The organism is Yoonia sp. SWMV100, from assembly GCF_056108365.1.
On the sequence record NZ_JBWBAQ010000004.1, the window covers coordinates 365,264 to 388,537 of the forward strand.

The following is a 23,274-nucleotide window of genomic DNA, read 5'->3' on the forward strand; positions in this document are numbered from 1 at the left end:
TATTTTCGCGCGTGCGCCTGCGCCGCTACGTCAACTGACGGACGGATTGCTGCAAAAACACGTGCTGGACGGCACCGAAGGACACGCACCATCCGACTTTGCGCATGGCGCATTGGCACCAGAGTGCTTCAGGCTTGCCGCGCACTATGCTGCTGAATGCGCGCCAACGTTGTCTCAAGAGCATCGGCAAACGCCCCTGTCCACGGGTCTGACGCATCAGCTCTTTCCCGCGCGGCACGTGCATGTGCGGCAATAAAAGCAACTGGATCACGCCCTTTGCTATCTGGTGTATGCGGGTCGATCCCATGCGACAGCAAAAGAGCAATTACATCGGGTTTCGGGGCCGCCGCCATGATGGGTGTTGCGCCAGCAAGAAAATCTGATGGAAAGTCATCGGGAAGATTGCCCGTCGGGTCCGCGCCATTGGCAAGCAGCGCTGCAACTTGGTCTGCACCACCGTTAATAAGCGCGCGTCTGAACACGGATCCAAAGTCGGGAATGCTGTGGTTGACATCGACACCACGCATGCGAAGAAAACGGATGATCGCCATCTCACTGTCTGCGGTTACGGTATTCAGGTGTGGGTATCCCATCGCCCATGATAAACTGTTGTCACCCCAAGCGTGAAGCTGGCAGGGGTCAGCACCCGCATCGCACAACGCCTGCAAATCGCCAAGATTGCGATGCGGCGCGTCAAGTGCGGCCAGAAACGCCGTATGCAATGACGCGCCTGTGGGGGTATTCGGATCAAGACCGGTTGCGATAAATGCAGCGATGGCCCCTGATTTTCCGCTGGCAATGTCCCCATAGCGGTCAGGCGGAACTTCGGCGCCCTGCAAAGATTGGTAGGGATCAATGCCCCGCTGGTCAAAGACCGCATCCCGCGCAGCATCTTCATCCCACCCTGTATCAGTTGATAAATCAGGCAAGCCAAGGGCTGAAAGATCAATGCTGGCGCCGCTTTCATTCAGAAACCGCCCGCGGGCCATATCACCTGCCCACATCGCGGCGTCTTGGTTTGCAATGTGGTTTTGTGCCTTCGCAGATTGTTCCCTGAGCCCGCTGAATTGGCCTGTGAAAGCCGATATATCCAGCCCTGTTGCCGCGACGACCGCCTCAAGTTGATCAAGCAGGTCATCAGTCCCAGAGAGATCATTATTGCCCGCCATTTCAATGACCTGCGGAAGAAGCGACGTGATGGCGGCGACGCCCTCTTGGGGTGTTAAAGTTGGGTTCTGTTCATCGCTCAATGTGTTGCCTCTTACGCGTAGGATATAAACCTTGGATGGTCAGTAATAGGATGGTCTGGGACGCTAACGCTCTAAGGTGGTGCTGTAAACAGCGGCCAAGTTCCGCGCACCGATCTGCCCCATGTTGCTGATCATGTCTTGGCGCAGAATATCCAACACATGTGCTGCACCTGGTTCGCCCAAGGCCGCCAATCCATAATGAAACGCCCGGCCCAGCATGACAAAATCCGCACCAAGTGCCAGCGCGCGCAGCACGTCCAACCCGCCTTCGATGCCGCTGTCAAAGATTACGGGCAGGGTGGTTGCGGCGCGAATGGCGGGAAGCACGTCAATGGTTGCAGGTGCGCCGTCAAACTGGCGTCCCGCATGGTTACTGACCCAAATTGCATCCACGCCCGCATCGGACAGCCGCGCGGTATCATCCGCACGCAGTACCCCCTTGACGACCAGCGGTCCGTCCCAATGGTCGCGCAGCCATGTCAGGTATTCCCAGTCCGGCGAGGTGCGCAGTAGATATCCAATGTGCTGGTTCGACGGCAGAGCAGTTTTTATATCGGAATAGCTTTCCATCAGACGCAGGCGCGGCATACCCGTTTTGCGGATGCCATTCAGCCACGCTGGACGGCGCGCCGCCTGAAACGCCAGACGCGGGGTCAGTTTCGGCGGATTTGTCATCCCGCTGCGGGTCTGGCGTTCACGCCGCGATGCGACCGGCACATCCACCGTCAACACCAATGTGTGAAACCCCGACGCCTTTGCGCGGTTCAAAATATCCTTGCGGATTTCCGGATCACGCGGCGGATACAGTTGAAACCACCCCTGTGCGCCCGCATGCGGTCCGACATCCTCGGGCAATTGACTGGCCACGGTCGACAGGGTGTAGGGAATTCCTTCGCGTGCCGCAGTGCGCGCCAGCATCTGTTCCGCCCCCGGCCAAATCAACCCCGACATTCCCAAGGGCGCGATTCCAATCGGCAGTGGGTAATCGCGGCCCATCAACGTGGTCGACAGGTCCGGGGTGAATTCGCCATGCAATATCGATGGCTCGAGCAGCACCTGATCCAGCGCGGTGCGGTTGCGGGTTTGCGTGGCCTCGACCCCGGTGGCGCTGTCCAGATATTCCCAGACAAAATGCGGTACGCGCTTGCGTGCACGGGATTTCAGATCGGCGATGGCGGGGTACTGGGCATGTAAATTCATGCGCAGACGCTAGTGCAGGCTTTTGCCACTGAAAAGCGGATTACGTAGGTCCTCTGCCGGTTTTTTCGCAGCCCGCGTCAAAAGGCGGGCGCCGTCGCGGGCGGCCTCGCGGACCAGAATATCGGGGGCGGATAAATCACCCAACGCTGTCTCACTGTTACGCGCCAATTCTTCGTCCGCGATCAGCGACAGATACCGCCCGCAGCAGACCCGCAAGAATGACGTAAAATTGCCAATATCATGCCCGGCATCCCGTGATTCAAAATACAGACGGGTGATCAACTGGTTCACCGTCATCGCGTCCCGATGCGCAATTTCATCTAAAATCGACCAGAAGAATTCTTCGATCCGGATCGAAGTCGCAACCCCGTCAATACGCAGGGATTTCGTGCGGCAGGTCCATTTCGCGCTATCCGCGCCGATAAAAAGTTCACACATCGGGACACTCCTGATGGTTAACGCAGCGCCATAAATTGCTGCATCCACGCCGGATGCGCAGGCCATGCCGGGGCTGTCACCAGATTGCCATCGGTATGGGCGGCTGTCACGTCAATATCCGCAAATGTTCCACCTGATTGCCGGACCTCTGGGGCGCAGGCCGGATAGGCCGAACAGGTCCGCCCCTTGAGTACCCCCGCAGTCGCCAAAATCTGCGCGCCATGGCAAATCGCCGCCACAGGTTTGCTTGCATGAAAGAAATGGCGCACGTGGTTCAACACGTCGTCATTCAAGCGCAGATATTCCGGCGCACGCCCGCCGGGAATGACCAATGCGTCGTAGTCCGTCGGGTCAATATCCGCGAACGTCGCATTCAATGCAAAATTATGTCCACGCTTTTCGGAATAGGTTTGATCCGCCTCAAAATCGTGAATGGCGGTTGGGACCCAATCGCCCGCCATCTTGCCGGGGCAGGCGGCATCCACGCTGTGGCCGCAGGCCAGCAAGGTTTGAAACGGGACCATGGTTTCATAGTCCTCGGTGAAATCACCCGTAATCATGAGAATTTTTGCCATCGCATCCTCCATTTGTTGGCTGATCACGATGCTAGTGTTTTTGCGCCGCACGGTGGTGTTAACGACATACTACATTGTTAGCTGATCATCAGGTGGCCCAGTAACCCCAGCAGAAAACCCGCAATTGCCCCCAACGCAGGGCCATGGCGGTTATCGAGCTTGGCCTGCGGCGCGATGTCTTGAAAGATCAGATATAAAATCGCACCCGCAGCCGACAGCATCAACGCGCCGGTAACTTGTGGAAAATCTGCAAGCAGCAGAAAACCCGCTGTCGCCGCAAGCGGACCCAGAACGGCCAACCCCACAAAATGCCGCAAGATCGTGCGCGGGGCCGCGCCTGTGTCGCGCTGTTCACGAAAGGCGTTAAAGCCTTCGGGCAGGTTTTGCAGCGCGATCATCAGCGCCAGTAACAGCCCGCTGCTTTTGCCGCTGGCAACGACAGCCCCCAGTGCGATGGCTTCGGGGACAAAATCGGCGAGCATCGCCACCAATTGCGCCTTTTGCGACCCGTCGCGCGCGAGCCGCGCATCAACGACAGCCATCAAAACCGCGCCTGCGGCGATCCACGCGACGACCGCGAAATCACCCAAAGCTGCGTCGCCGTCAGGGATCAACACAAAGGTCACCGCGCTGAGCAGCGCACCGCCGCCAAAGGCAACCACGCTGTGCCGCAATTCATTGCGCAACCAGTCGCGCTGGATATTTTCAAAAGCGGCAATCATCCCACCCAAAGGGATCATGGCGCCGGCCAGACTTGACAGAAGAAGAAGATGAAACATGGACCTGATCTACGCGATCGTGGTCGCCAAGAAAAGCCAAAGCGCGCCCCGCCAAAAGAACAGGGCGCGCTTAAACTTAATGCTCCGCTGCTGCGCGCATCACACGGTTTTCCAATGGTTTTTCTTTTAGGAACAAAGCGAACACCAAACCGGTCAGCGCCAGCCCCATCGCGATCCAGTACACGGGGTGCAGCGATTGCGACACGGCGTCGCCGATGATTGCACGCGCCTGAGGTGGTAATGTAGCCAGCATCTGCGGACCAAGCTCTGCAACGTCGGCGATCCCATCGATGTTCTGACCGGCCATGGCGGTGGCCATCCGCCCGGCAAAGATCGCACCAAACAGCGCGACTGCAATTGATCCGCCCACTTGGCGGAACATCAAACCCGCGGCTGTCGCTGTTCCCATCATCTGGCGTGGCACGGCGTTTTGAACAGCCGTCGTGACGACCGAGAAAATGCTGCCCATCCCGATGCCGACAGTCACGAGGCACGCCCACAAATACGGCGCAGGCAGGTCAGGCGAGATACGAGTCAGTCCAAACAGCCCGACCGATGCAATCGCCAAGCCGATGATCGGCAAAATGCGGTAGCGGCCCGTCCGGCTCATGTATTGGCCCGACAAGGTTGACGCGGTCAAAATCCCAAAGGTCATCGGGATCAGTTGCAAACCCGATTCCGTGGCGGTCGCGCCTTTGGCCATCTGCAAATAGACCGGCATAAACGTCAACGACCCGAACATCATCGCGCCCGACACCAAAGAGATGATCGAGGTCACCCAAAAGATATTCATCTTGAACAATGACATCGGCAGGATCGGTTCTTCTGCGCGGGTTTCGATCACGATAAAACCCAAGGTGGCGACGAAAAACAGTGCCAGCAGACTCAATGTAATCGGGTCAGACCAGGCAAGGCTGCGGCCGCCCAGCGATGTGACCAACACGATAGATGCCAGCGAAACCGTCAATGCGGTGGCACCCAGATAGTCGATCTTGTGCTGGACCCGCTGCGGATGCGCCTTAAACCCAAGCGCAAACCCGACCAGCGCCAACACCCCAAACGGCAAGTTGATGAAAAAGATCCAGTGCCACGAGAACGCATCGACAAACCAGCCGCCCAGAAGCGGTCCGGCAACAGACGAAATGCCAAAAACGCCCGCGAAGACGCCTTGGATTTTGCCACGATCTTGGGGGGCGATCACATCACCTACGATCGACAGCGCCAAAACAAACAACCCGCCGCCGCCTAACCCTTGCAACGCACGTGCCGCAATCAAAAACGTCATCGATGTGGCCAACCCGCACAGGATCGACCCAATCAAAAACAGCCCGACCGAGAAAAACACAACGTTGCGGCGCCCGTAAAGGTCGCCGATTTTGCCATAAAGCGGTGCGACCACCGTCGACGCCAAGATATAGGCGGTGACCACCCAGCTAAGGTGATCCAATCCACCCAGATCGGCGACAATGGTCGGCAGCGCGGTGGACACGATCGTTTGGTCCAATGCGGCCAAAAGCAGCAACACCGCAACCGATGCAATGACGACGCGGACCGAACTGCCTTCCGGGGCCGTGGTTGCCGGGGCACCGCTGGCGGGGTCAAGAATACGGGCGGTATCGGGCGGTGATACAGGCTGAGACATAAGCAATCCTAAAGGCAAATACTGGGGGGTCGAAATGCAGATTTAGCGTCCGCCTAATTATGTGTCAACAGCATATATATGCATATGTCACATAATTGACTTGCGCACGGACTTTGGGTAGTGAGCGACTATGAGCACTGAAAAACCGAATGTGAAATGTAACCCTTACGCTGTAATTGGCGTGCCTGATCTTCTGACCGAACAGGGGTTCGGGCCGGACGCGATTGCTGCGCTGACCGCGTTCGACACCGCCAATTTCCAATGGCGGCGAATGCTTGAAAAGGGTGAGTTCTGGTCGAAAATCAACGAAGGTGTTGATGACAAGCTGGAACATGCTTCACTGCAAGGCCTTGTTGCTGTCGCCAAAATTTCCGAAGGTCTTTGGTATGACGCGCCGCAGCCGCCCACCATCGGCCTCGTCGCCGAAGCGATGGCTATCGACCCGTCCCGGGCATCGCGCATTGTATCCGATCTGGTCGCACGTGACTTTTTGCAGCGCGCGGTGGCCCAAGGCGATGCGCGCAAATCGATTCTTGTCCTGACGGATAAAGGGCGCAGCCGGTTGCACGACTTTACCCGGCGCAAATGGCGTCTGCTTGGCGATGTCTTTCAAGGCTGGACAGAGGCCGAAATCACCGTGTTTTCAACACAGTTTTCCCGCTACGTGACAGCGATGGGCAAGGCACTGAACCCGGACCGCGACGATACCTAGCAGGGCGCAAAATATCGCGCAGAACAATTCCAGAACATACTTTTCCTTTTCCGGTCGAACCTGTATCATCAGCCTATGAATGATTTTGATGAATTTGACGCGTTCGAAAACGCGGCCCAAATCCCGCTAAGCCAACGGGCGATGGCGCGGCCTGCCATGCGTACGGGTATCGATAGTGACGCCTACCTTGACGGTCTGAATGCCGCCCAACGCGAGGCGGTGCTGACATTGGACGGCCCTGTGTTGATGCTCGCGGGGGCGGGCACCGGGAAGACAAAGGCGCTGACAACACGGATCGCACATCTTCTTGCGACGGGTACAGCCCGCCCCAACGAAATCTTGGCGGTGACCTTTACCAACAAAGCTGCGCGCGAAATGAAAGATCGTGTTGCAAATATCGTGCCCGACGCCGCGATCGGGATGCGCTGGCTTGGCACGTTCCATTCGGTCTGTGCGAAACTGTTGCGCAGTCACGCCGAGCTTGTCGGCCTCAAATCAAACTTCACCATTCTCGATACTGACGATCAGGTGCGCCTGATGAAGCAAATGATCCGCGTGGCTGGCATCGATGAAAAACGTTGGCCGCCACGGATGCTGGCTGGCATCATCGACAATTGGAAAAACAAGGCGTGGACACCTGAAAACGTGCCCGTCGCCGACAGCGGTGCCTTCGATAACCAAGGCATCCCCCTTTACGCGGCGTATCAGGCGCGCCTGCGCGATCTGAACGCCGTCGATTTTGGCGATATCCTGCTACACATGGTGACGATTTTCCAGAAACATCCCGATGTGCTGAACCAGTACCAGCGATGGTTCAAATACATCCTTGTCGACGAATATCAGGATACCAACGTCGCCCAATACCTTTGGCTGCGGCTGTTGGCACAGGCCCATAAAAACATCTGTTGCGTGGGCGACGACGACCAGTCGATTTACGGGTGGCGCGGTGCAGAGGTCGGCAACATCTTGCGGTTCGAAACCGACTTTCCGGGCGCGCATGTGGTCCGGTTGGAGGAAAACTATCGCTCCACGCCGCACATCCTGGCTGCCGCCTCTGGCGTGATCGCGGCCAACAAAGGGCGGCTTGGCAAAACCCTGTTCACCTCTGTGCAAGATGGCGAAAAGGTCCGCCTGATCGGCCATTGGGATGGCGAAGAAGAGGCGCGTTGGATCGGCGAGGAAATCGAAGCCATGCAGCGCGGCACCCGTGGTCGTGATGCGGTGGGGCTTGATTCCATGGCCATTCTTGTGCGCGCTTCGCACCAAATGCGCGCGTTTGAAGACCGTTTTTTGTCGATTGGCCTGCCTTACCGCGTCATCGGTGGCCCACGTTTCTATGAGCGTCTCGAAATCCGCGATGCCATGGCCTATTTCCGGCTGGCGGTCAGCCAAGACGACGATCTGGCGTTCGAACGCGTTGTGAACACCCCCAAACGCGGGCTGGGTGAAAAGGCAATTCAACTGATCCAACGCACCGCCCGCGACAATCGCGTGTCCTTGGTCGAAGGCGCGCGTCTGGTCTGCCAAGGCAAACTGTTGGGCGGTAAGGGATTGAAAGAGCTGACCATTCTGGTCGATAGCCTTGACCGCTGGCACGCGCAGGTGCGCAGTGAATCTGACACTCATGTCGAACTGGCGGAAATGATTCTCGACGAATCTGGCTACACCGGGTTCTGGCAAAACGACAAAACGCCCGAGGCGCCCGGGCGGCTTGAAAACCTCAAGGAACTCGTCAAAGCGCTTGAGAATTTCGAAAACCTGCAAGGGTTTCTTGAACACGTCAGCCTGATCATGGACAACGAAACCGAAGAGCAGGGCGAAAAGGTCAGCATCATGACCCTGCACGCCGCCAAGGGGCTTGAATTTCCGGCGGTGTTTTTGCCCGGTTGGGAAGACGGGCTATTCCCGTCACAACGGTCAATGGACGAAAGCGGTCTTAAGGGGCTCGAGGAGGAACGCCGCCTTGCCTATGTTGGCATCACCCGCGCCGAAGAGATTTGCACAATTTCTTTTGCTGCGAACCGCCGGGTCTACGGGCAATGGCAATCGCAGCTGCCATCGCGTTTCATCGACGAATTGCCCGTCGATCACGTTGATGTGCTGACACCGCCCGGCCTATACGGCGGCAATTTTGGCGCGGCGGGCATGTCGGCCAGCGCGTCACCCGCGATTGCGGGGGCGGCAACGTCAACCCTACACGACCGCGCCCACAAGGCCGATGTCTATAATTCACCGGGCTGGAAGCGGTTGCAAAACCGCAGCCAAACCTATGGCACGACCGCAACCCCCGCCCGTAACGTCACCATCGACCTGCAGGCGATCAGCGCCTTCACCATCGGCGACCGGGTGTTTCACCAGAAATTCGGCTATGGCGAATTGGTCGCGATCGAAGGCGACAAACTTGCCATTGAATTCGATAAAGCCGGGTCAAAACACGTGGTTGCAAGGTTCATCGTGCCGGCGGGTCAGGCAGATGATGTGCCGTTTTAATGCATCAACATCGGCCACAAGGATGCGATCAGCAGCACCGCCATTGTGACATTGAAAATGCGCAAACGCCGGGCGCTGCCCAGCCAACGGCGGACCTGCACGCCCATTAACGCCCAAACGGACACCGACGGCAGATTCGTCGCGACAAAAATGCTGGCAACCCAAAGCGATCCGGCAAATACGCCGTACCCCTGCGGGGCATAGGCGCTGATGGCCGTAATCGCCATGAACCATGCCTTGGGGTTGACCCACTGAAATGCGGCGGCTTGCAGAAAAGTGAACGGTTTGCCTGCCACTGCCGTTGCCTCGGGCGGGACGGCATTTGCGATTTTCCATGCCAGCCACGTCATATAAATCACGCTGCCGACCTTCAGCACAGTTTGCAGCACAGGAAAATTTTCGAATACCCGTAACAGTAACACACCAACCATAAATACCATAAAGGCATGGCCGAATGACACACCCATCATATGGGGCAGGGTGCGTCGCAGCCCGTAGTTTGCGCCCGATGCCATCAGCATCAGGTTATTCGGCCCCGGCGTGATCGACGCGGCAAAGGCGAACCCCATCAGGGCAATCATTAATTGGTATGTCATCGTGTCATTTCATGCGGTTGGACCGGCAAGAAAGAACCATTCCCGACAAAGATCAAGTCAGTTTCGGGACGCCCGCCGTTGGCTCGACGCCGTACCGCAGCCCACGACCGATTCGATGCGCCAGCGCCGACCACGCCTGTGCGGTCATTTCGGGAAGAACATCAGTGACCGTCTGATCAAAAAGCCCCAGCCAGATGTCAAAATGCGCAGGCTTGACGTTGCCGGCGCGCATATGGGCCTGCATCGGGTTGCCATCATAAGACCGCTCGAACAGAATCGCATTGCGCCAAAACCCCGCGATCTTGGCTTCGTGCGCGGGCCAGTCGGTGACGTGATGCGCGAAAATAGGCCCCAATGTCGGGTCGTTGCGCACAGCGGCATAAAATCGGGTCACAACCTGATCGATATCATCAGCGGAAATGGGAAATCTGGGGGGCATTGTCATGTGACTGTCCTAGCGAAGGCAGGCCGCCGCGCGCAATCAGTGAATAGTATTTGAACATAAAAAAACGACGATGCCCGGGAGGAGGTGGGCATCGTCGTCTTTATGATCGGCGCCAGCCTGCTCTGGGAGGAGAAGAGCGAGGCGCGTCCTCGCAACATTGCCCGGGAGGAGGTGGGCGCCGCTGCGGTAATATCGGTCCCGCCGGGAGGAGGTGGCGTTTCCGAAACTTGGTATAAAGTGGCGACATCCGGGAGGAGGTGAATGTCGCCACCTTATATATGACCCATGCTCAGGGAGGAGGAGGAGCGATGGGCCGTTTCAGAACTGTCTTTTCAGGGAGGAAGCGACAGTTCCGATTCTTATTACTTGCCGTATGCGGCTTCGAGTGCGATTGATTTGATCATTGAGCGGCCAATGCCCAGATCTGCCAATTCACGGTCGCTCAGCGACTGCAGCTCGTTGTGTGTGGTTGTGAACACTTTGCGTGCTGCAAGGCGTTGTGCGATTTCAGCGCGGAAACCTGCAAAGCGTGCCCCGAAAGATGCGCCAGCGATGTGTGTTTGTGTTTGGTAAGTCATGTTTGTACTCGTCTCTTAAATCTGTTGATGCGATGTGTTTCGCTTCGTTGTCCTCCTTATGAAGGATTTTGCTGCGACTGCACAACATGCGTTTCGACAATGCTGCTATGCAGAAAATGCATAAGCGAAGCTGACCTAATGTCATCAATCTGTTGCACGCGTCGGCACATGCGCCCCGGCACTTGCGATTTGCACGAAACATGCCAGATGTTGGTTTGAAATGAGACAGTTAAGAATTGGGGGCCACGGATGGCTATCACACGCGATGAAATTTTAGCTGCGCTGTCGCGGCTCAGCTTGCCGGACGGGCAAACGCTTGTGTCACGTGACATGATCCGGGCATTGACGATCGAATCGGGTGCGGTGCGCTTTGTTATCGAAGCGGCAAACCCCGAAGAGGCGTCAAAGATGGAGCCGATCCGCAAAGCCGCGCAAGATATTGTGCAGGCTATAGACGGTGTATTCACCGTTTCCGTTGTCTTGACCGCCCATGGTCCGGCGCCCAAAGCACCCGAAGCCCCGTCGTTGAAATTAGGGCGGCACCCGACACCGCAATCTGGCCCCGCACGTGTTAATGGTGTTGACCGGATCCTGGCGATTGGGTCGGGCAAGGGGGGGGTGGGTAAATCTACGGTCTCTTCCAACCTTGCTGTCGCGCTGGCGCGCGAAGGCCGCCGGGTCGGGTTGCTTGATGCCGATATATACGGTCCCAGCCAGCCGCGGATGATGGGCGTCACCAAACGGCCCGCCAGTCCTGATGGGAAAACCATCATTCCCCTGCAGGCGCATGGCCTCACGATGATGTCGATTGGCCTGATGGTCGATCCCGACAAAGCCGTTGTCTGGCGTGGGCCCATGCTGATGGGGGCTTTGCAGCAAATGCTGGGGCAGGTGCAGTGGGGCGAACTGGACGTTCTAATTGTCGACTTGCCGCCCGGCACAGGCGACGTGCAACTCACACTGTGCCAGAAAACCGAACTGACCGGGGCAGTCGTGGTCAGCACGCCGCAAGACGTGGCGTTGATTGATGCCCGCAAGGCTTTGGACATGTTTAATACACTCAAGACCCCGGTGTTGGGCCTGATTGAAAATATGTCGACTTTCCATTGCCCGAACTGCGGCCACGAATCGCATATTTTCGGACATGGCGGCGTCGCTGCCGAGGCGATAAAAATCGGGGTGCCGCTGCTGGGGGCGCTGCCGATTGATCTGGATACGCGGCTGGCGGGGGACGCCGGCACGCCGATTGCGGCGGGCGAAGGTCCGATGGCTGACGCCTATCGCGAATTGGCACGGCGTTTCATCGCAGGCGGCATGGCTTAGCCGCTTTCAGAAATGACGCGATAAAAAAGGGCCGCTGCGTTAACCAACGTGGCGGCCTTTGGTCTGGCGTGTGACACGTTCACCACGGCGTGATGGTTATATCGTGCGTTGGGTTGGGAATGTCTGGAATCTCTCTCCGATTCGCACCTATTCCCCTTGATTGTGGCACGGCATGCCTGCCTCTGCGCGATTTGGCCCTCATTTGGTCGCCCGTATTGAATTTTTTTTTAAGGGTGCGGGAAACGGTGGGGTGCCCCCCAGAACACCACATATTGTGTCAGAAATGGGGCTGTTCGCTACAATTATCTTCAATTGAGGCCCGTCAGGATTTACGCGCCCCGTCCGTGTCGGCGGAATTCCCCAGCGGGTTCCATGAATTCCCAAAAAACTATTGATCGAAGCCTTCGGTGCTGTCACAACAGGGGCACGGTAACGGCGAACACGACTTCAAACGGGGCAAAAGAACCCCAACCGGCAAAAGCAGGTTTCATACAGGCTTCGTCTTTACAAAAAACAGATCCGGCGCGTAAGCGAGCAGACATCCCCCCAGGTGGCACGCGCAGTCGGACTTTTCCCCCAACGTGGGGCAAGGCGGCGGATTGTGCAGTGGCAGTTGCGCAATCCGCCGTTCTTACATTCAGGGCCGCGATCAGCGGTCGACGTACAAGGTAAAGGACCGAGGGACAGTGGTTCTCAGTTTTACAGGCACACACACCCAAAAGGTGGACAGCAAGGGGCGCATGTCGATCCCCGCTGATTTTCGCCGTGTGCTTGAATCCGGTGATCCCGACTGGACGCCCGGCCTGTGCCCGCAGATGTACCTGCTTTACGGTGATCACCTGAAAAACGAACTTCATGGATATACCGTCAGCGAATTCACCGCAGTTGTGGACCAGATCAACGCGATGCCGCGTGGCTCTGCCGATAAAAAACGTCTTGCGCGTCTGATCGTTGGCCAGTCCATCAGGTTGGAAATCGACAAGGACGGGCGCACGGTGATGCCGATCAATCAGCGTCAGAAGCTGGGTTTGACCGATGGCGAACTGAAATTCACTGGTCTTGGTGACCACTTTGAAATCTGGAAGGCCGAAACACACGCCGCACAGATCGAAGACACCATGACCGATTGGCTGGCAGCGCAGGGCGATGACTTTGACCCGCTCAGCTTGCTCGATACATAGGGGATGATGATGTCAACTGCCCCTGATGACGCCCCCCATATTCCCGTTCTCATTCGACCGCTGATCGCAGCGGTTTCGCCCGTTTCTGGGGTCTGGCTTGACGGGACTTTTGGGGCAGGCGGCTATACGCGCGAACTGCTGGCCGCTGGCGCCGCGCAGGTGATTGGCGTTGACCGTGATCCGCTCGCGTTTGAAATGGCGGCAAGCTGGGCGGCATCCTATGGCGACCGGATCAAGATGCAGCTGGGGACGTTTTCAAAGCTGGATGAATACGCGTCTGATCTGGACGGTATCGTTCTCGACCTTGGGGTCAGTTCGATGCAGTTGGATCTGGCCGAACGCGGATTTTCGTTTATGCGCGATGGGCCGTTGGATATGCGGATGTCCCAAGACGGGCCATCGGCGGCAGACCTGTGCAACACCGCTGACGAAGAAGACATCGCCAACGTCATTTTCCTGTACGGTGAAGAACGCGCCTCGCGCCGGATTGCCCGCGCGATCGTCGCTGCACGCCCGCTGACCAGCACCTTGCAACTGGCAAAAATCGTCGAGGGTTGTTTGCCACGATCCAAGCCCGGCCAATCGCACCCTGCAACCCGCACGTTTCAGGCGCTGCGCATTGCGGTGAACAACGAATACGGCGAACTGGCCGAAGGCCTGATGGCCGCCGAACGCGCATTGAAACCGGGTGGGCAATTGGCGGTCGTGACCTTCCATTCCGTCGAAGACCGGATGGTGAAACGGTTTTTGCAACTGCGGTCCGGCAATACGGCCAATGCCAACCGCTATGCGCCCGAGGTGGACCAGATCACCCCAGCGTTCCGCATTGAAAAACGCAAACCGATCGGGCCTGACGCTGAAGAACTGGCGCGCAATCCGCGGTCGCGGTCCGCCAAGCTTCGGGTCGCGATCCGTACCGATGCCCCGGCCGAAGATGTGAACCCGGCAGATTTGGGGATGCCGATGCAAAAGCAAAAAGGGGGCAGGTAAGTGCGTGGTGTGTTGTATGTTCTAGCCGCTTTGGGTGTGATGGCGCTCGCTTTTTGGGCCTATCAGGAAAATTACAAAACACAGGCGACCATTCGCGAGGTGCGCAAACTGCACGCGCAAATCGGTTCCGCGCACGAACGGCTGAATATATTGCACGCGGAATGGGCCTATCTGAACCGTCCCGACCGGTTGGCCGATCTGGCCGAACTCAACTTTGACCGGTTGGGCTTGTTGCCGATTATGCCCGAAGCTTTTGGGCGTGTGGATCAGATTATCTACCCATTGCCGCCCATGGTAGGGCTGGAAAATTCGATCGAATTGTCCAGCGACGGTGATGCAAACGCGGAGGCAACCCAATGACCCGCACCCCCCTGCGCCCTTTGGCCCGCATTCTGGAAGCGCGCGCGCGCGGTGAAAACCCTGACGCAATCGAGGCCGAAAACCGCGCGAAACGCCACGAAGCGTTGGCCGATAAATCCCGCCAACGCGCCGAAGGCCGATTGCTGGTGCTTGGGCTTGCGTTCTTTTGCGCCTTTATCACCATCGGCGGGCGTATGGGTACGCTGGCATCGTCCGTCCCCGAAGAACCCCGCGCCACGGCTATGGGCAACCCGATCATCGGGCAGCGCGCCGATATCGTGGACCGTAACGGGCGGCTTTTGGCGACCAATCTCGCGACGTTTTCGCTTTATGCGCATCCACAAGATATGATCGATCCGGCGAATGCCGCCCGTGGGCTTGCCGCGATTTTCCCCGAACTTGATGAAAAAGACCTGCTTGACGATTTTACGGGCAGCCGCAAATTCATGTGGATCCGCCGCCAGATCAGCCCCGAACAAATGCAAGCCGTGCATGATATCGGCAGTCCGGGCCTGCTGTTTGGCCCCCGCGAAATGCGGCTTTACCCGAATGGGCCGATTGCGGCGCATATCTTGGGCGGTGCCAGCTATGGCCGCGAAGGTGTCGATAGCGCAGAAGTTATCGGTGTCGCGGGCGTCGAACGCCAGTTCGACGGCTTTTTGCGCGACCCCGCAAACGAAGGCGCGCCGCTTGAGCTTGCGATTGATCTAACGGTGCAGGCCGCATCCGAACAGGTGCTGGCAGGCGGCATGTCGATCATGAACGCCAAAGGCGCGACATCGGTGTTGATGGACATTCACACGGGCGAAATCATCTCGATGGTGTCGCTGCCAGACTTTGACCCCAACAACCGCCCCCGCGTGCTGTTGACGGGGGACCAATCCGACAGCCCGCTGTTTAACCGCGCCGTGCAGGGTGTGTATGAACTTGGCTCGACCTTCAAAATCTTTGCCACGGCCCAAGCGATGGAACTGGGGTTGGTGAACGCCAATACGATCATCGATACCCAAGGTCCGCTGACATGGGGGCGCTTTCGCATCCGTGATTTTCACGACTACGGGCCAACGCTCAGCGTGACGGACGTCATCGTCGAATCTTCGAACGTGGGCACCGCACGGATCGCCATGCAAATCGGTGCCGAACGGCAGCGTGACTTTCTGGGCACGCTCGGATTTTTTGTACCCACCCCCGTCGAGATGGTCGAGGCACCGACCGGCAAACCCCTGTTGCCCGCGAACTGGTCCGAACTGTCTGCGATGACCATTTCTTATGGCCACGGATTGTCCGCATCGCCACTGCATCTGGCCACCGCCTATGCATCCTTGCTGAACGGTGGCACCCGCGTGGAACCTACCTTGCTGCGCCAGCATGATACCACCGTCGGCCCGCGCGTCATCAGCGCGCAGGTCAGCCGCGCTGCGGTCGATATGTTGCGTCAGGTCGTGACGCGCGGCACCGCCTCTTTTGGTGAAGTTCCCGGCTACGAAGTCGCGGGCAAAACCGGCTCTGCGGATAAACCCCGCGAAAACGGCGGCGGGTACTATGACGATAAGGTCATCGCGACCTTTGCAAGCGTGTTTCCGGCCAGTAATCCCCAATATGTACTGGTCCTGACCTTGGACGAACCGTCCATTGATACGCTGGGCGAGGTCCGCCGCACCGCAGGCTGGACCGCCGTGCCTGTTGCTGCCGAAATGATCCGCCGTGTCGCACCGCTTTTGGGCTTGCGCCCGATCGTCGATACGTCCGAAACAGCTGGTTTAACACTCACTTCAAACTAGGCGGAACCACCGATGAAAACACTGACGGAACTGGGGCTAACGGCGCAAGCCGGACGCGAGGCCCAGATCACGGGGCTGACTGTTGACAGCCGTGCCGTCAAACCCGGCGATCTGTTTGCGGCTTTGCCGGGCGTTGCCGTTCACGGGGCCATGTTCATTGCGGGGGCGCTGGAACGGGGCGCAACAGCGATACTGACGGATGCCGCCGGGGCATTGATCGCCGCTGATGCGATGGCTGGAACCGCTGCCGCCCTGATCATTGCCCAAGACCCGCGTCAGGCTTTGGCGCAGACTGCGTCGCTGTGGTTCGGGCCGCATCCGGCAACGGTTGTTGCCGTCACCGGCACCAATGGCAAAACATCTGTGTCCACCTTCTGTCGGCAAATTTGGGAACACCTTGGTCTGGCAGGTGTGAACCTTGGCACCACCGGCGTCGAAGGCGCATGGGCGCATCCGCTGAAACACACGACGCCTGAACCGATCACCCTGCACCGGGTTTTGGCCGACGCTACACACAACGGCATCACCCATGTCGCGATGGAGGCGTCAAGCCACGGACTGGATCAGCGCCGTCTTGACGGCGTCCTTCTGGCGGCGGCGGGTTTCACCAACTTTACCCAAGACCATCTGGACTATCACGAAACTTTTGATGCCTATTTCGCCGCAAAGATGGGTCTTTTCACCCGTGTGTTGTCCGACGATGGCGTTGCCGTGATCAACCTTGATGACCCCAAAGGCCCCGAAGTCGCTGATATCTGCACCGCGCGTGGCCAAGAAGTGATCGGCGTTGGTCGCCATCCCGACGCGCGCTTGCGCCTGACCGGGCAACGCTATGACGCCACCGGCCAAGACGTGCTGTTCACATGGCAAGGCCACGCACACCAAGCCCGCCTTGCACTGATCGGCGGGTTTCAGGCCGATAACGTGCTTTTGGCTGCCGGGTTGGTGATTGCCGCCGGGGGCGTCCCGTCGGATGTTTTCGCCACGCTGCCACATCTCACGACGGTGCATGGCCGGATGGAACTGGCCGCCACCCGTGAGAACGGTGCGGCGGTGTTTGTCGATTACGCCCATACGCCAGACGCGGTGAAAACCGCGCTTGCCGCGATGCGCCCACATGTGATGGGCCGGATCATCGCAATTGTCGGCGCGGGCGGCGACCGTGACACCGGTAAGCGACCCCTGATGGGGGCGGCGGCGGCGACCCATGCCGATGTGGTGATCGTGACTGATGACAACCCGCGCTCCGAAGACCCACGCGTCATCCGCGCTGCGGTGATGGCAGGCGCGTTGGCCGCAGGTGGCACCGACCAGATTTCCGAAGTCGGCGACCGCGCCGAGGCAATATTGCGTGCCGTTCACATGTTGCAACCGGGTGATGCGCTGTTGATCGCAGGCAAAGGCCATGAAACCGGACAGACCATCGGGGATAGCGTGATGCCCTTTGACGATGTGGAACAGGCCAGCGTGGCTGTGGCCGCGCTTGAAGGTAAAATATGACACCGCTGTGGACGGCGGCGGAGGTGATCGCCGCGACGCAGGGGATCGGCGCCGCCGATTGGCAGGCGACGGGGGTGTCCGTGGATACGCGCACGTTGCAACCGGGTGATCTGTTCATCGCATTGAAACATCTGCGAGACGGGCACGATTTTGTCGCCCAAGCTTTTGCAAAAGGTGCAGCCGCTGCGATTGTCAGTCGCCCCACAACGGGCGGACCCACTGTTCTGGTGGCTGATACCGTCGCCGCGCTGAATGATCTGGCCCGTGCCGGGCGCGCACGCACGCACGCGCAGATCGTCGCGGTGACCGGGTCGGTCGGCAAAGCATCGACAATTGGTATGCTGCGCGTGATGCTGTCGGGCCAAGGGAAATGCCATGCGCCGCGCCCGCGGTATATGAATCAATGGGAGGTCCCGCTGAGCTTGGCAACCATGCCCGCCGATGCAGATTTTGCGGTGATCAAAGTCGGCGCACGCCGCCCCGGTGATATTGCCCCGTTGGCCCGCCTGACCAACCCACATGTGGTGCTGCTGACCCGCATCGCCCAAGAGCATCTGGATGTTTTTGGCGACACCACCGCAATCGCTGTTGAAAAAGCGTCGCTTTTTGAAGGACTTGTCGAAAACGGCACCGCTGTCTTTCATGGCGACGATCCGACCAGCACCATTGTACGGGAGCGGGCCGCTGGCCTAAAGACCGTGAGTTTTGGGGCGGGGCCAAATAACTGGGTGTTGAAAAACGTGCGGCTCTGCCGCGATGTCACGGTGATTTCGGCGCTGGGGCAGGGGCAGGACTACCTGTTCAAACTCCCTGTGCCGGGGCGCCATTTTGCGATGAACGCATTGGGCGCGTTGGCTGCGGTAAACGCGCTCGGGGCTGATCCCGTGATGGCGATGCTGGATCTGACACATTGGAAGCCAACCGCCGGGCGCGGTGCGCGCGAACGTGTTGTTCTGGACGCTGCCCGCGAAGGTGAAACCCTTGACCTGCTTGATGACGTGCTGAATGCGAACCCGACGTCTGTCGACACCTCGCTCGAGGTGATCGCGGCGTCCGAACCCCACGACAACGTTGGCCGGATCGTCAAAGGTCGGCGCGTGGCGATTTTGGGCGACATGAGCGGGCTTGGCCCTGACGCCGCGCAAATGCACAGCGCTTTGGCGCAAAACATGCACCTGCGCAAACTGGACCAAATCCATTGTGCAGGACCGCTGATGTACCATTTGTGGCGGGCCTTGCCACAGCACCAGCGCGGGCAATGGACCGAAACACCCGAAGATCTGGTTGGTCAGGTATCGCACCTTGTTGATGCGGGCGATGTGGTCTTGGTCAAAGGGTCCGCAGGCAGTAAAATTGGTCTTGTCGTTGACGCCATCCGAAAACTGGGGCATCGCCGCCCCCAAGAAGAATAGGAATACCTCATGCTATACTGGCTTACGTCACTTTCCGATGGCGGCGACTTTTTCAACCTGTTCCGTTATATCACGTTTCGGGCTGGTGGCGCGTTCATGACATCTTTGCTGTTTGGGTTCATCTTTGGCCCGCCCCTGATCAACGTGCTGCGCCGCAAACAAGGCAAGGGGCAGCCGATCCGCTCTGACGGCCCCGAAGGCCATTTCGTCAAGGCCGGCACGCCAACGATGGGCGGGTTGCTGATCGTGGGCGCGCTGACAACATCCACCCTTTTGTGGGCACGGCTGGACAACCCGTTTGTGTGGATGGTGCTGTTTGTAACGCTGTCTTTCGCGGCGATCGGGTTCGCTGACGACTACGCCAAAGTGTCCAAACAAAACACCGCCGGGGTGTCGGGCAAAGTGCGCATTCTGCTTGGTATCTTGATCGCGGGGATCGCCGGCTATTGGGCCGCCGCCTATCACCCCGATGACCTGACAAGCCAATTGGCATTGCCGATTTTCAAAGATACGCTGATCAATCTGGGCATCTTGTTCGTGCCATTTTCGGTTGTTGTGATCGTGGGCGCGGCGAATGCTGTCAACCTTACCGATGGGCTTGACGGGCTGGCAATCATGCCGGTGATGATCGCGGCCGCGACCTTTGGGATCATCGCCTATGCGGTTGGGCGGACCGACTTTACCGAATATCTCGACGTGCACTACGTGCCGCAAACCGGCGAAATCCTGATTTTTTGCGCGGGGTTGATTGGCGGCGGTTTGGGTTTCTTGTGGTATAACGCGCCACCCGCTGCCGTGTTCATGGGCGACACCGGGTCACTGGCACTGGGCGGCGCGCTTGGTGCGATTGCTGTCGCCACCAAGCACGAGATCGTCTTGGCCATCGTAGGCGGTCTATTCGTCGCCGAAGCCCTGTCGGTGATCATTCAGGTTCTTTATTTCAAACGGACAGGTAAACGCGTCTTTTTGATGGCGCCCATCCACCACCACTACGAGAAAAAAGGCTGGGCAGAGCCGCAGATCGTGATCCGCTTCTGGATCATCTCTTTGATCCTTGCCATGATCGGGCTTGCCACGCTCAAGGTGCGCTAGGGCCTCGCCAACCCGAACCCCGCCCCAGCGTCACGCCGGGCGGGGTGGGGCAGGTCCTGCGGTTCGCTGCACGACCATCGATCATTGCGCGGCACCTTGCACGCTGGCGGCGCAAACGGCACTGTGCCGCAAAACACCAAAGGGGCGATGTGATGATTCCAGTACAGGGGTATGTAGGGAAAACGCTGGCTGTGCTGGGGCTTGGGCGGTCTGGCCGGGCCACAGCTGCGGCTCTGCTTGCGGGCGGCGCAAATGTGGTTGTTTGGGACGACAGCGCCCCTGCACGCGACGCGGCCGGTGGCGAAGGCCTGACCATTCGCGACCTATCCAAACCCGGCGCTTTTGATGATATCACCAAGCTGATCGTCAGCCCAGGTATCCCGCATCTTTACCCGACCCCAAACCCGGTTATCGCGGCTGCATGGGATGCATCGGTGCCGGTCGACAACGATATCGGGCTTTTCTTTCAATCCTTTGCAACAGATGACTGGGACAGCTTTGATGTCGCCCCGCGCGTGGTGGCGGTGACCGGATCAAATGGAAAATCGACCACCTCTGCACTGATCCACCATATTCTGACCGAAAACGGCCGCCCTGCGCAACTGGCCGGAAATATCGGGCGCGGCGTGCTGGATATCGAGCCCGCGCATGATGGCGAGGTGGTCGTGCTGGAACTGTCGTCCTATCAAACCGATCTGGCGCGCGCGCTGACGCCGGACGTCGCGGTCTTTACCAACCTTTCGCCCGATCATCTGGATCGGCACAACGGCATGGGCGGCTATTTTGCCGCGAAACGGCGGCTTTTTGCAGAAGGCGGGCCTGACCGTGCGGTGATCGGGGTTGATGAACCCGAAGGGCGGTATTTGGCCAACCAGTTGATTGAAGGCGCAGGCGATGATCGGGTGATCCAAATCTCATCGGGTCGCAAGCTTACCCAAGGTTGGGCCGTTTCGGCCCGCAAAGGTTTCCTTGCCGAATATCGCAGCGGACGGCAGTTAGCGTCCGTTGATTTACGCAATATCGCGGGGCTTCCCGGGGCGCATAACCACCAAAACGCCTGTGCTGCCTACGCGGTGTGTCGCAGCATTGGGCTTGGTCCGAAAGGGATCGAGGCGGCCATGCACAGCTATCCCGGTTTGCCGCATCGGTCGCAGCTTGTGGCGGAAAAGGCGGGCGTGAAGTTTGTGAATGACAGCAAGGCGACAAATGTCGACAGTGCCGCGAAGGCGTTGCAAGCCTTTGACAACATACGCTGGATTTGCGGTGGGTTGCAAAAAGACGGCGGGCTGGACGGGCTGTTGCCGCATCTTGGACACGTCGCAAAGGCCTATGTGATCGGTCGCGAGGCGGCAGATTTTGCCCGCCAGCTGACAGGGGCCGTCACCGAAGTATGCACCACGATGGAGGTTGCGGTCGCGCAGGCGGCCGCCGACGCCGCACCGGGAGATGTGGTGCTTCTGGCGCCTGCGGCAGCAAGCTTTGACCAATACGACAGCTTTGAAAAACGCGGCGACGATTTTGTGAACCGGGTATTGGCGTTGGCACCATAGGGCGGGTTTAACCTGCCTTACTTGGCAGCAATCGCTTGCCCTGCGGCCCAGCCTGACGACCATGCCCATTGAAAGTTATATCCGCCCAACCATCCGGTTACATCGACGGCCTCGCCTATAAAATAAAGACCGGGGATGGATTTCGCGGCCATCGTTTTGGATGATAGTGAATCGGTGTCGATCCCGCCAAGGGTGACTTCGGCGGTGCGGTAACCCTCGGTCCCTGTTGGTGTCAGATGCCAGTTGCACAGTTGATCTGCGATGTCTTGCAGCCGCGCATCGCTTTGGTCGGCGATGTTTCCTGTCAGTTGCAGGTCCGTTTCCAGATAATCGACCAACCGTCCGGGCAAATATTGCGACATGACCGTGGTCAGGGCTTTGCGCCCTTGCGTCTGGCGTGCGGATTTCAATGTGTTGAACAGGCCCGCTGAAGGATCGACGTTGACGGTGATCTGTTCGCCCTCGTGCCAGTAAGACGATGCTTGCAATATGGCGGGGCCGGACAGGCCGCGGTGGGTAAAAAGAACGGCTTCGTCAAAGATAGTGTCATGTGCCGCCACCCGTGCAGGCAGGGCAACACCAGCAAGCGGTTTGAACCGGTCTTCGCCAAAGGTAAAAGGAACAAGACCAGGCCGCGTGTCGATGACAGGCAGGTCGAATTGACGCGCAATCTGATAGGCCAGCCCCGTTGCGCCCATTTTCGGGATGGATTTTCCGCCCGATGCAACGACAAGATTGCGCGCGATCACATCGACTTTGGTCCCGTTTCTGTCCAGACTTACCCGGTAGTCGTGGCCGTCATGGCCAATCTCGCCGACTTCTGTTTGCAGCCATAGCTGTGCGCCTGCTTTGTCCATCTCTGCGCGCAGCATCGCAACGATGTCTTTCGCGGTGTCATCGCAAAAAAGCTGCCCGAGCGTCTTTTCATGCCACGCGATGCGGTATTGGTCGACCAGTGCAATAAAATCCCACTGTGTGTAACGTTTCAGCGCGGATTTGCAGAAATGTTTGTTCTGGCTGATAAAATTCGCGGGGCTGGTCTGCATGTTGGTGAAATTGCAGCGCCCTCCACCCGAAATACGGATCTTTTCGCCCGGCGCTTTGGCGTGGTCGACGACCAGTGTGCCTGGACCTGCATGTGCGGCACACATCATGCCAGCAGCACCTGCGCCTATGATCAAAGTGTTTATTTTCATGCCACCCGATGTGACGTGGAAACCAATCAGGCGCAAGGATGTTCACGTTCATGGTGCGGCGTCGCAGCCCGAAATCTGTATTTGCAGGAAATAAGCCGGGCGCTGTTTTTAAGTGGAATCATCTGCAAATCGCCGCTATGCTTGCCCCAGACCCGGAAAACGGGCGGTTGAGGCAGTATGGCGG

At 58.4% G+C, this 23,274-nt stretch carries 21 protein-coding genes; 11 read left to right on the plus strand and 10 right to left on the minus strand.

Annotated features, from left to right (window positions below; all coding sequences use genetic code 11):
* Positions 1-128 precede the first annotated feature (128 nt).
* The 6 genes from ACXJGX_RS10940 to ACXJGX_RS10965 form a co-directional block, all read right to left on the minus strand.
* Positions 129-1,250, minus strand: coding sequence for a hypothetical protein (locus ACXJGX_RS10940; protein ID WP_474781517.1), 1,122 nt, complete (start codon positions 1,248-1,250; stop codon positions 129-131).
* A gap of 63 nt (positions 1,251-1,313) precedes the next feature.
* Positions 1,314-2,450, minus strand: a complete 1,137-nt coding sequence (locus ACXJGX_RS10945; protein ID WP_474781519.1) for an alpha-hydroxy acid oxidase — start codon at positions 2,448-2,450, stop codon at positions 1,314-1,316.
* Between the two features lie 9 nt (positions 2,451-2,459).
* Positions 2,460-2,888 carry a ribbon-helix-helix domain-containing protein gene (locus ACXJGX_RS10950; protein ID WP_474781521.1) on the minus strand — a complete coding sequence of 143 codons (429 nt, stop codon included), beginning with the start codon at positions 2,886-2,888 and terminating at the stop codon, positions 2,460-2,462.
* Between the two features lie 17 nt (positions 2,889-2,905).
* The gene (locus tag ACXJGX_RS10955) at positions 2,906-3,463 is read right to left on the minus strand and encodes a DJ-1/PfpI family protein (protein WP_474781523.1); all 558 of its coding nucleotides are present in this window, start codon (positions 3,461-3,463) and stop codon (positions 2,906-2,908) included.
* 77 nt (positions 3,464-3,540) lie between these two features.
* Entirely contained in the window at positions 3,541-4,242 is a 702-nt protein-coding gene (locus ACXJGX_RS10960) for a ZIP family metal transporter (protein ID WP_474781525.1), read from the minus strand.
* Positions 4,243-4,318: 76 nt separating this feature from the next.
* Positions 4,319-5,884: an MDR family MFS transporter gene (locus tag ACXJGX_RS10965; RefSeq protein ID WP_474781527.1), complete on the minus strand. Its 1,566-nt coding sequence runs from the start codon at positions 5,882-5,884 to the stop codon at positions 4,319-4,321.
* Between the two features lie 130 nt (positions 5,885-6,014).
* On the opposite strand from ACXJGX_RS10965, the gene ACXJGX_RS10970 reads away from it, so the two are divergent.
* Together ACXJGX_RS10970 and ACXJGX_RS10975 are read left to right on the plus strand one after the other, a co-directional pair.
* Positions 6,015-6,596 carry a MarR family winged helix-turn-helix transcriptional regulator gene (locus ACXJGX_RS10970; RefSeq protein WP_474781529.1) on the plus strand — a complete coding sequence of 194 codons (582 nt, stop codon included), beginning with the start codon at positions 6,015-6,017 and terminating at the stop codon, positions 6,594-6,596.
* A gap of 75 nt (positions 6,597-6,671) precedes the next feature.
* On the plus strand, positions 6,672-9,086 hold the full coding sequence (locus ACXJGX_RS10975; RefSeq protein WP_474781531.1) for an ATP-dependent helicase: 2,415 nt from the start codon (positions 6,672-6,674) through the stop codon (positions 9,084-9,086).
* Here the strand turns inward: ACXJGX_RS10975 and ACXJGX_RS10980 are convergent.
* From ACXJGX_RS10980 to ACXJGX_RS10990, 3 genes are all read right to left on the minus strand, one after another.
* Complete coding sequence (locus tag ACXJGX_RS10980) at positions 9,083-9,682, minus strand: LysE family translocator (RefSeq protein ID WP_474781533.1); 600 nt, start codon at positions 9,680-9,682, stop codon at positions 9,083-9,085. The genes ACXJGX_RS10975 and ACXJGX_RS10980 overlap by 4 nt on opposite strands.
* A 52-nt stretch (positions 9,683-9,734) precedes the next feature.
* Positions 9,735-10,127 (minus strand): group III truncated hemoglobin, encoded by a 393-nt coding sequence (locus ACXJGX_RS10985; protein WP_474781535.1) that lies wholly within the window; start codon positions 10,125-10,127, stop codon positions 9,735-9,737.
* Between the two features lie 362 nt (positions 10,128-10,489).
* Positions 10,490-10,705, minus strand: coding sequence for a DUF1127 domain-containing protein (locus ACXJGX_RS10990; RefSeq protein ID WP_474781537.1), 216 nt, complete (start codon positions 10,703-10,705; stop codon positions 10,490-10,492).
* Positions 10,706-10,954: 249 nt separating this feature from the next.
* Here ACXJGX_RS10990 and ACXJGX_RS10995 point away from each other — a divergent pair, with 249 nt between their 5' ends.
* From ACXJGX_RS10995 to murD, 9 genes are all read left to right on the plus strand, one after another.
* On the plus strand, positions 10,955-12,028 hold the full coding sequence (locus tag ACXJGX_RS10995; protein WP_474781539.1) for an Mrp/NBP35 family ATP-binding protein: 1,074 nt from the start codon (positions 10,955-10,957) through the stop codon (positions 12,026-12,028).
* 686 nt (positions 12,029-12,714) lie between these two features.
* Positions 12,715-13,209, plus strand: a complete 495-nt coding sequence (locus ACXJGX_RS11000) for a division/cell wall cluster transcriptional repressor MraZ (RefSeq protein WP_474781541.1) — start codon at positions 12,715-12,717, stop codon at positions 13,207-13,209.
* Positions 13,210-13,218: 9 nt separating this feature from the next.
* Complete coding sequence (rsmH, locus tag ACXJGX_RS11005) at positions 13,219-14,199, plus strand: 16S rRNA (cytosine(1402)-N(4))-methyltransferase RsmH (protein WP_474781542.1); 981 nt, start codon at positions 13,219-13,221, stop codon at positions 14,197-14,199.
* A complete protein-coding gene (ftsL, locus tag ACXJGX_RS11010; RefSeq protein ID WP_474781544.1) occupies positions 14,200-14,559 on the plus strand; it encodes a cell division protein FtsL in 360 nt (119 codons plus the stop codon). It abuts the gene before it with no gap.
* The gene (locus ACXJGX_RS11015; protein WP_474781546.1) at positions 14,556-16,340 is read left to right on the plus strand and encodes a peptidoglycan D,D-transpeptidase FtsI family protein; all 1,785 of its coding nucleotides are present in this window, start codon (positions 14,556-14,558) and stop codon (positions 16,338-16,340) included. The genes ftsL and ACXJGX_RS11015 overlap by 4 nt, the downstream gene beginning before the upstream one ends.
* A 12-nt stretch (positions 16,341-16,352) precedes the next feature.
* Positions 16,353-17,840 (plus strand): UDP-N-acetylmuramoyl-L-alanyl-D-glutamate--2,6-diaminopimelate ligase, encoded by a 1,488-nt coding sequence (locus ACXJGX_RS11020; RefSeq protein WP_474781548.1) that lies wholly within the window; start codon positions 16,353-16,355, stop codon positions 17,838-17,840.
* On the plus strand, positions 17,837-19,252 hold the full coding sequence (locus ACXJGX_RS11025) for a UDP-N-acetylmuramoyl-tripeptide--D-alanyl-D-alanine ligase (protein WP_474781550.1): 1,416 nt from the start codon (positions 17,837-17,839) through the stop codon (positions 19,250-19,252). Before ACXJGX_RS11020 ends, ACXJGX_RS11025 begins: the two co-directional genes overlap by 4 nt.
* Positions 19,253-19,261: 9 nt before the next feature.
* Complete coding sequence (gene mraY, locus ACXJGX_RS11030; protein WP_474781552.1) at positions 19,262-20,344, plus strand: phospho-N-acetylmuramoyl-pentapeptide-transferase; 1,083 nt, start codon at positions 19,262-19,264, stop codon at positions 20,342-20,344.
* 152 nt (positions 20,345-20,496) lie between these two features.
* On the plus strand, positions 20,497-21,894 hold the full coding sequence (murD, locus tag ACXJGX_RS11035; RefSeq protein WP_474781554.1) for a UDP-N-acetylmuramoyl-L-alanine--D-glutamate ligase: 1,398 nt from the start codon (positions 20,497-20,499) through the stop codon (positions 21,892-21,894).
* Positions 21,895-21,911: 17 nt separating this feature from the next.
* Here murD and ACXJGX_RS11040 read toward each other — a convergent pair whose 3' ends face one another.
* A complete protein-coding gene (locus ACXJGX_RS11040) occupies positions 21,912-23,090 on the minus strand; it encodes a BaiN/RdsA family NAD(P)/FAD-dependent oxidoreductase (RefSeq protein WP_474781556.1) in 1,179 nt (392 codons plus the stop codon).
* Positions 23,091-23,274: the final 184 nt, after the last annotated feature.

Bases quoted from the DNA above. Each gene is read 5' to 3' on its own strand.
- murD (WP_474781554.1), top strand. From the start codon at position 20,497: ATGATTCCAGTACAGGGGTATGTAGGGAAAACGCTGGCTGTGCTGGGG.
- ACXJGX_RS10975 (WP_474781531.1), top strand. From the start codon at position 6,672: ATGAATGATTTTGATGAATTTGACGCGTTCGAAAACGCGGCCCAAATC.
- ACXJGX_RS10990 (WP_474781537.1), bottom strand. From the start codon at position 10,705: ATGACTTACCAAACACAAACACACATCGCTGGCGCATCTTTCGGGGCA.
- ACXJGX_RS10950 (WP_474781521.1), bottom strand. From the start codon at position 2,888: ATGTGTGAACTTTTTATCGGCGCGGATAGCGCGAAATGGACCTGCCGC.
- ACXJGX_RS10985 (WP_474781535.1), bottom strand. From the start codon at position 10,127: ATGACAATGCCCCCCAGATTTCCCATTTCCGCTGATGATATCGATCAG.
- rsmH (WP_474781542.1), top strand. From the start codon at position 13,219: ATGTCAACTGCCCCTGATGACGCCCCCCATATTCCCGTTCTCATTCGA.
- mraY (WP_474781552.1), top strand. From the start codon at position 19,262: ATGCTATACTGGCTTACGTCACTTTCCGATGGCGGCGACTTTTTCAAC.
- ACXJGX_RS10960 (WP_474781525.1), bottom strand. From the start codon at position 4,242: ATGTTTCATCTTCTTCTTCTGTCAAGTCTGGCCGGCGCCATGATCCCT.
- ACXJGX_RS10955 (WP_474781523.1), bottom strand. From the start codon at position 3,463: ATGGCAAAAATTCTCATGATTACGGGTGATTTCACCGAGGACTATGAA.
- ACXJGX_RS11025 (WP_474781550.1), top strand. From the start codon at position 17,837: ATGACACCGCTGTGGACGGCGGCGGAGGTGATCGCCGCGACGCAGGGG.
- ACXJGX_RS10965 (WP_474781527.1), bottom strand. From the start codon at position 5,884: ATGTCTCAGCCTGTATCACCGCCCGATACCGCCCGTATTCTTGACCCC.
- ACXJGX_RS11015 (WP_474781546.1), top strand. From the start codon at position 14,556: ATGACCCGCACCCCCCTGCGCCCTTTGGCCCGCATTCTGGAAGCGCGC.
- ACXJGX_RS10945 (WP_474781519.1), bottom strand. From the start codon at position 2,450: ATGAATTTACATGCCCAGTACCCCGCCATCGCCGATCTGAAATCCCGT.
- ACXJGX_RS10995 (WP_474781539.1), top strand. From the start codon at position 10,955: ATGGCTATCACACGCGATGAAATTTTAGCTGCGCTGTCGCGGCTCAGC.
- ACXJGX_RS10980 (WP_474781533.1), bottom strand. From the start codon at position 9,682: ATGACATACCAATTAATGATTGCCCTGATGGGGTTCGCCTTTGCCGCG.
- ACXJGX_RS10970 (WP_474781529.1), top strand. From the start codon at position 6,015: ATGAGCACTGAAAAACCGAATGTGAAATGTAACCCTTACGCTGTAATT.
- ACXJGX_RS11020 (WP_474781548.1), top strand. From the start codon at position 16,353: ATGAAAACACTGACGGAACTGGGGCTAACGGCGCAAGCCGGACGCGAG.
- ACXJGX_RS11040 (WP_474781556.1), bottom strand. From the start codon at position 23,090: ATGAAAATAAACACTTTGATCATAGGCGCAGGTGCTGCTGGCATGATG.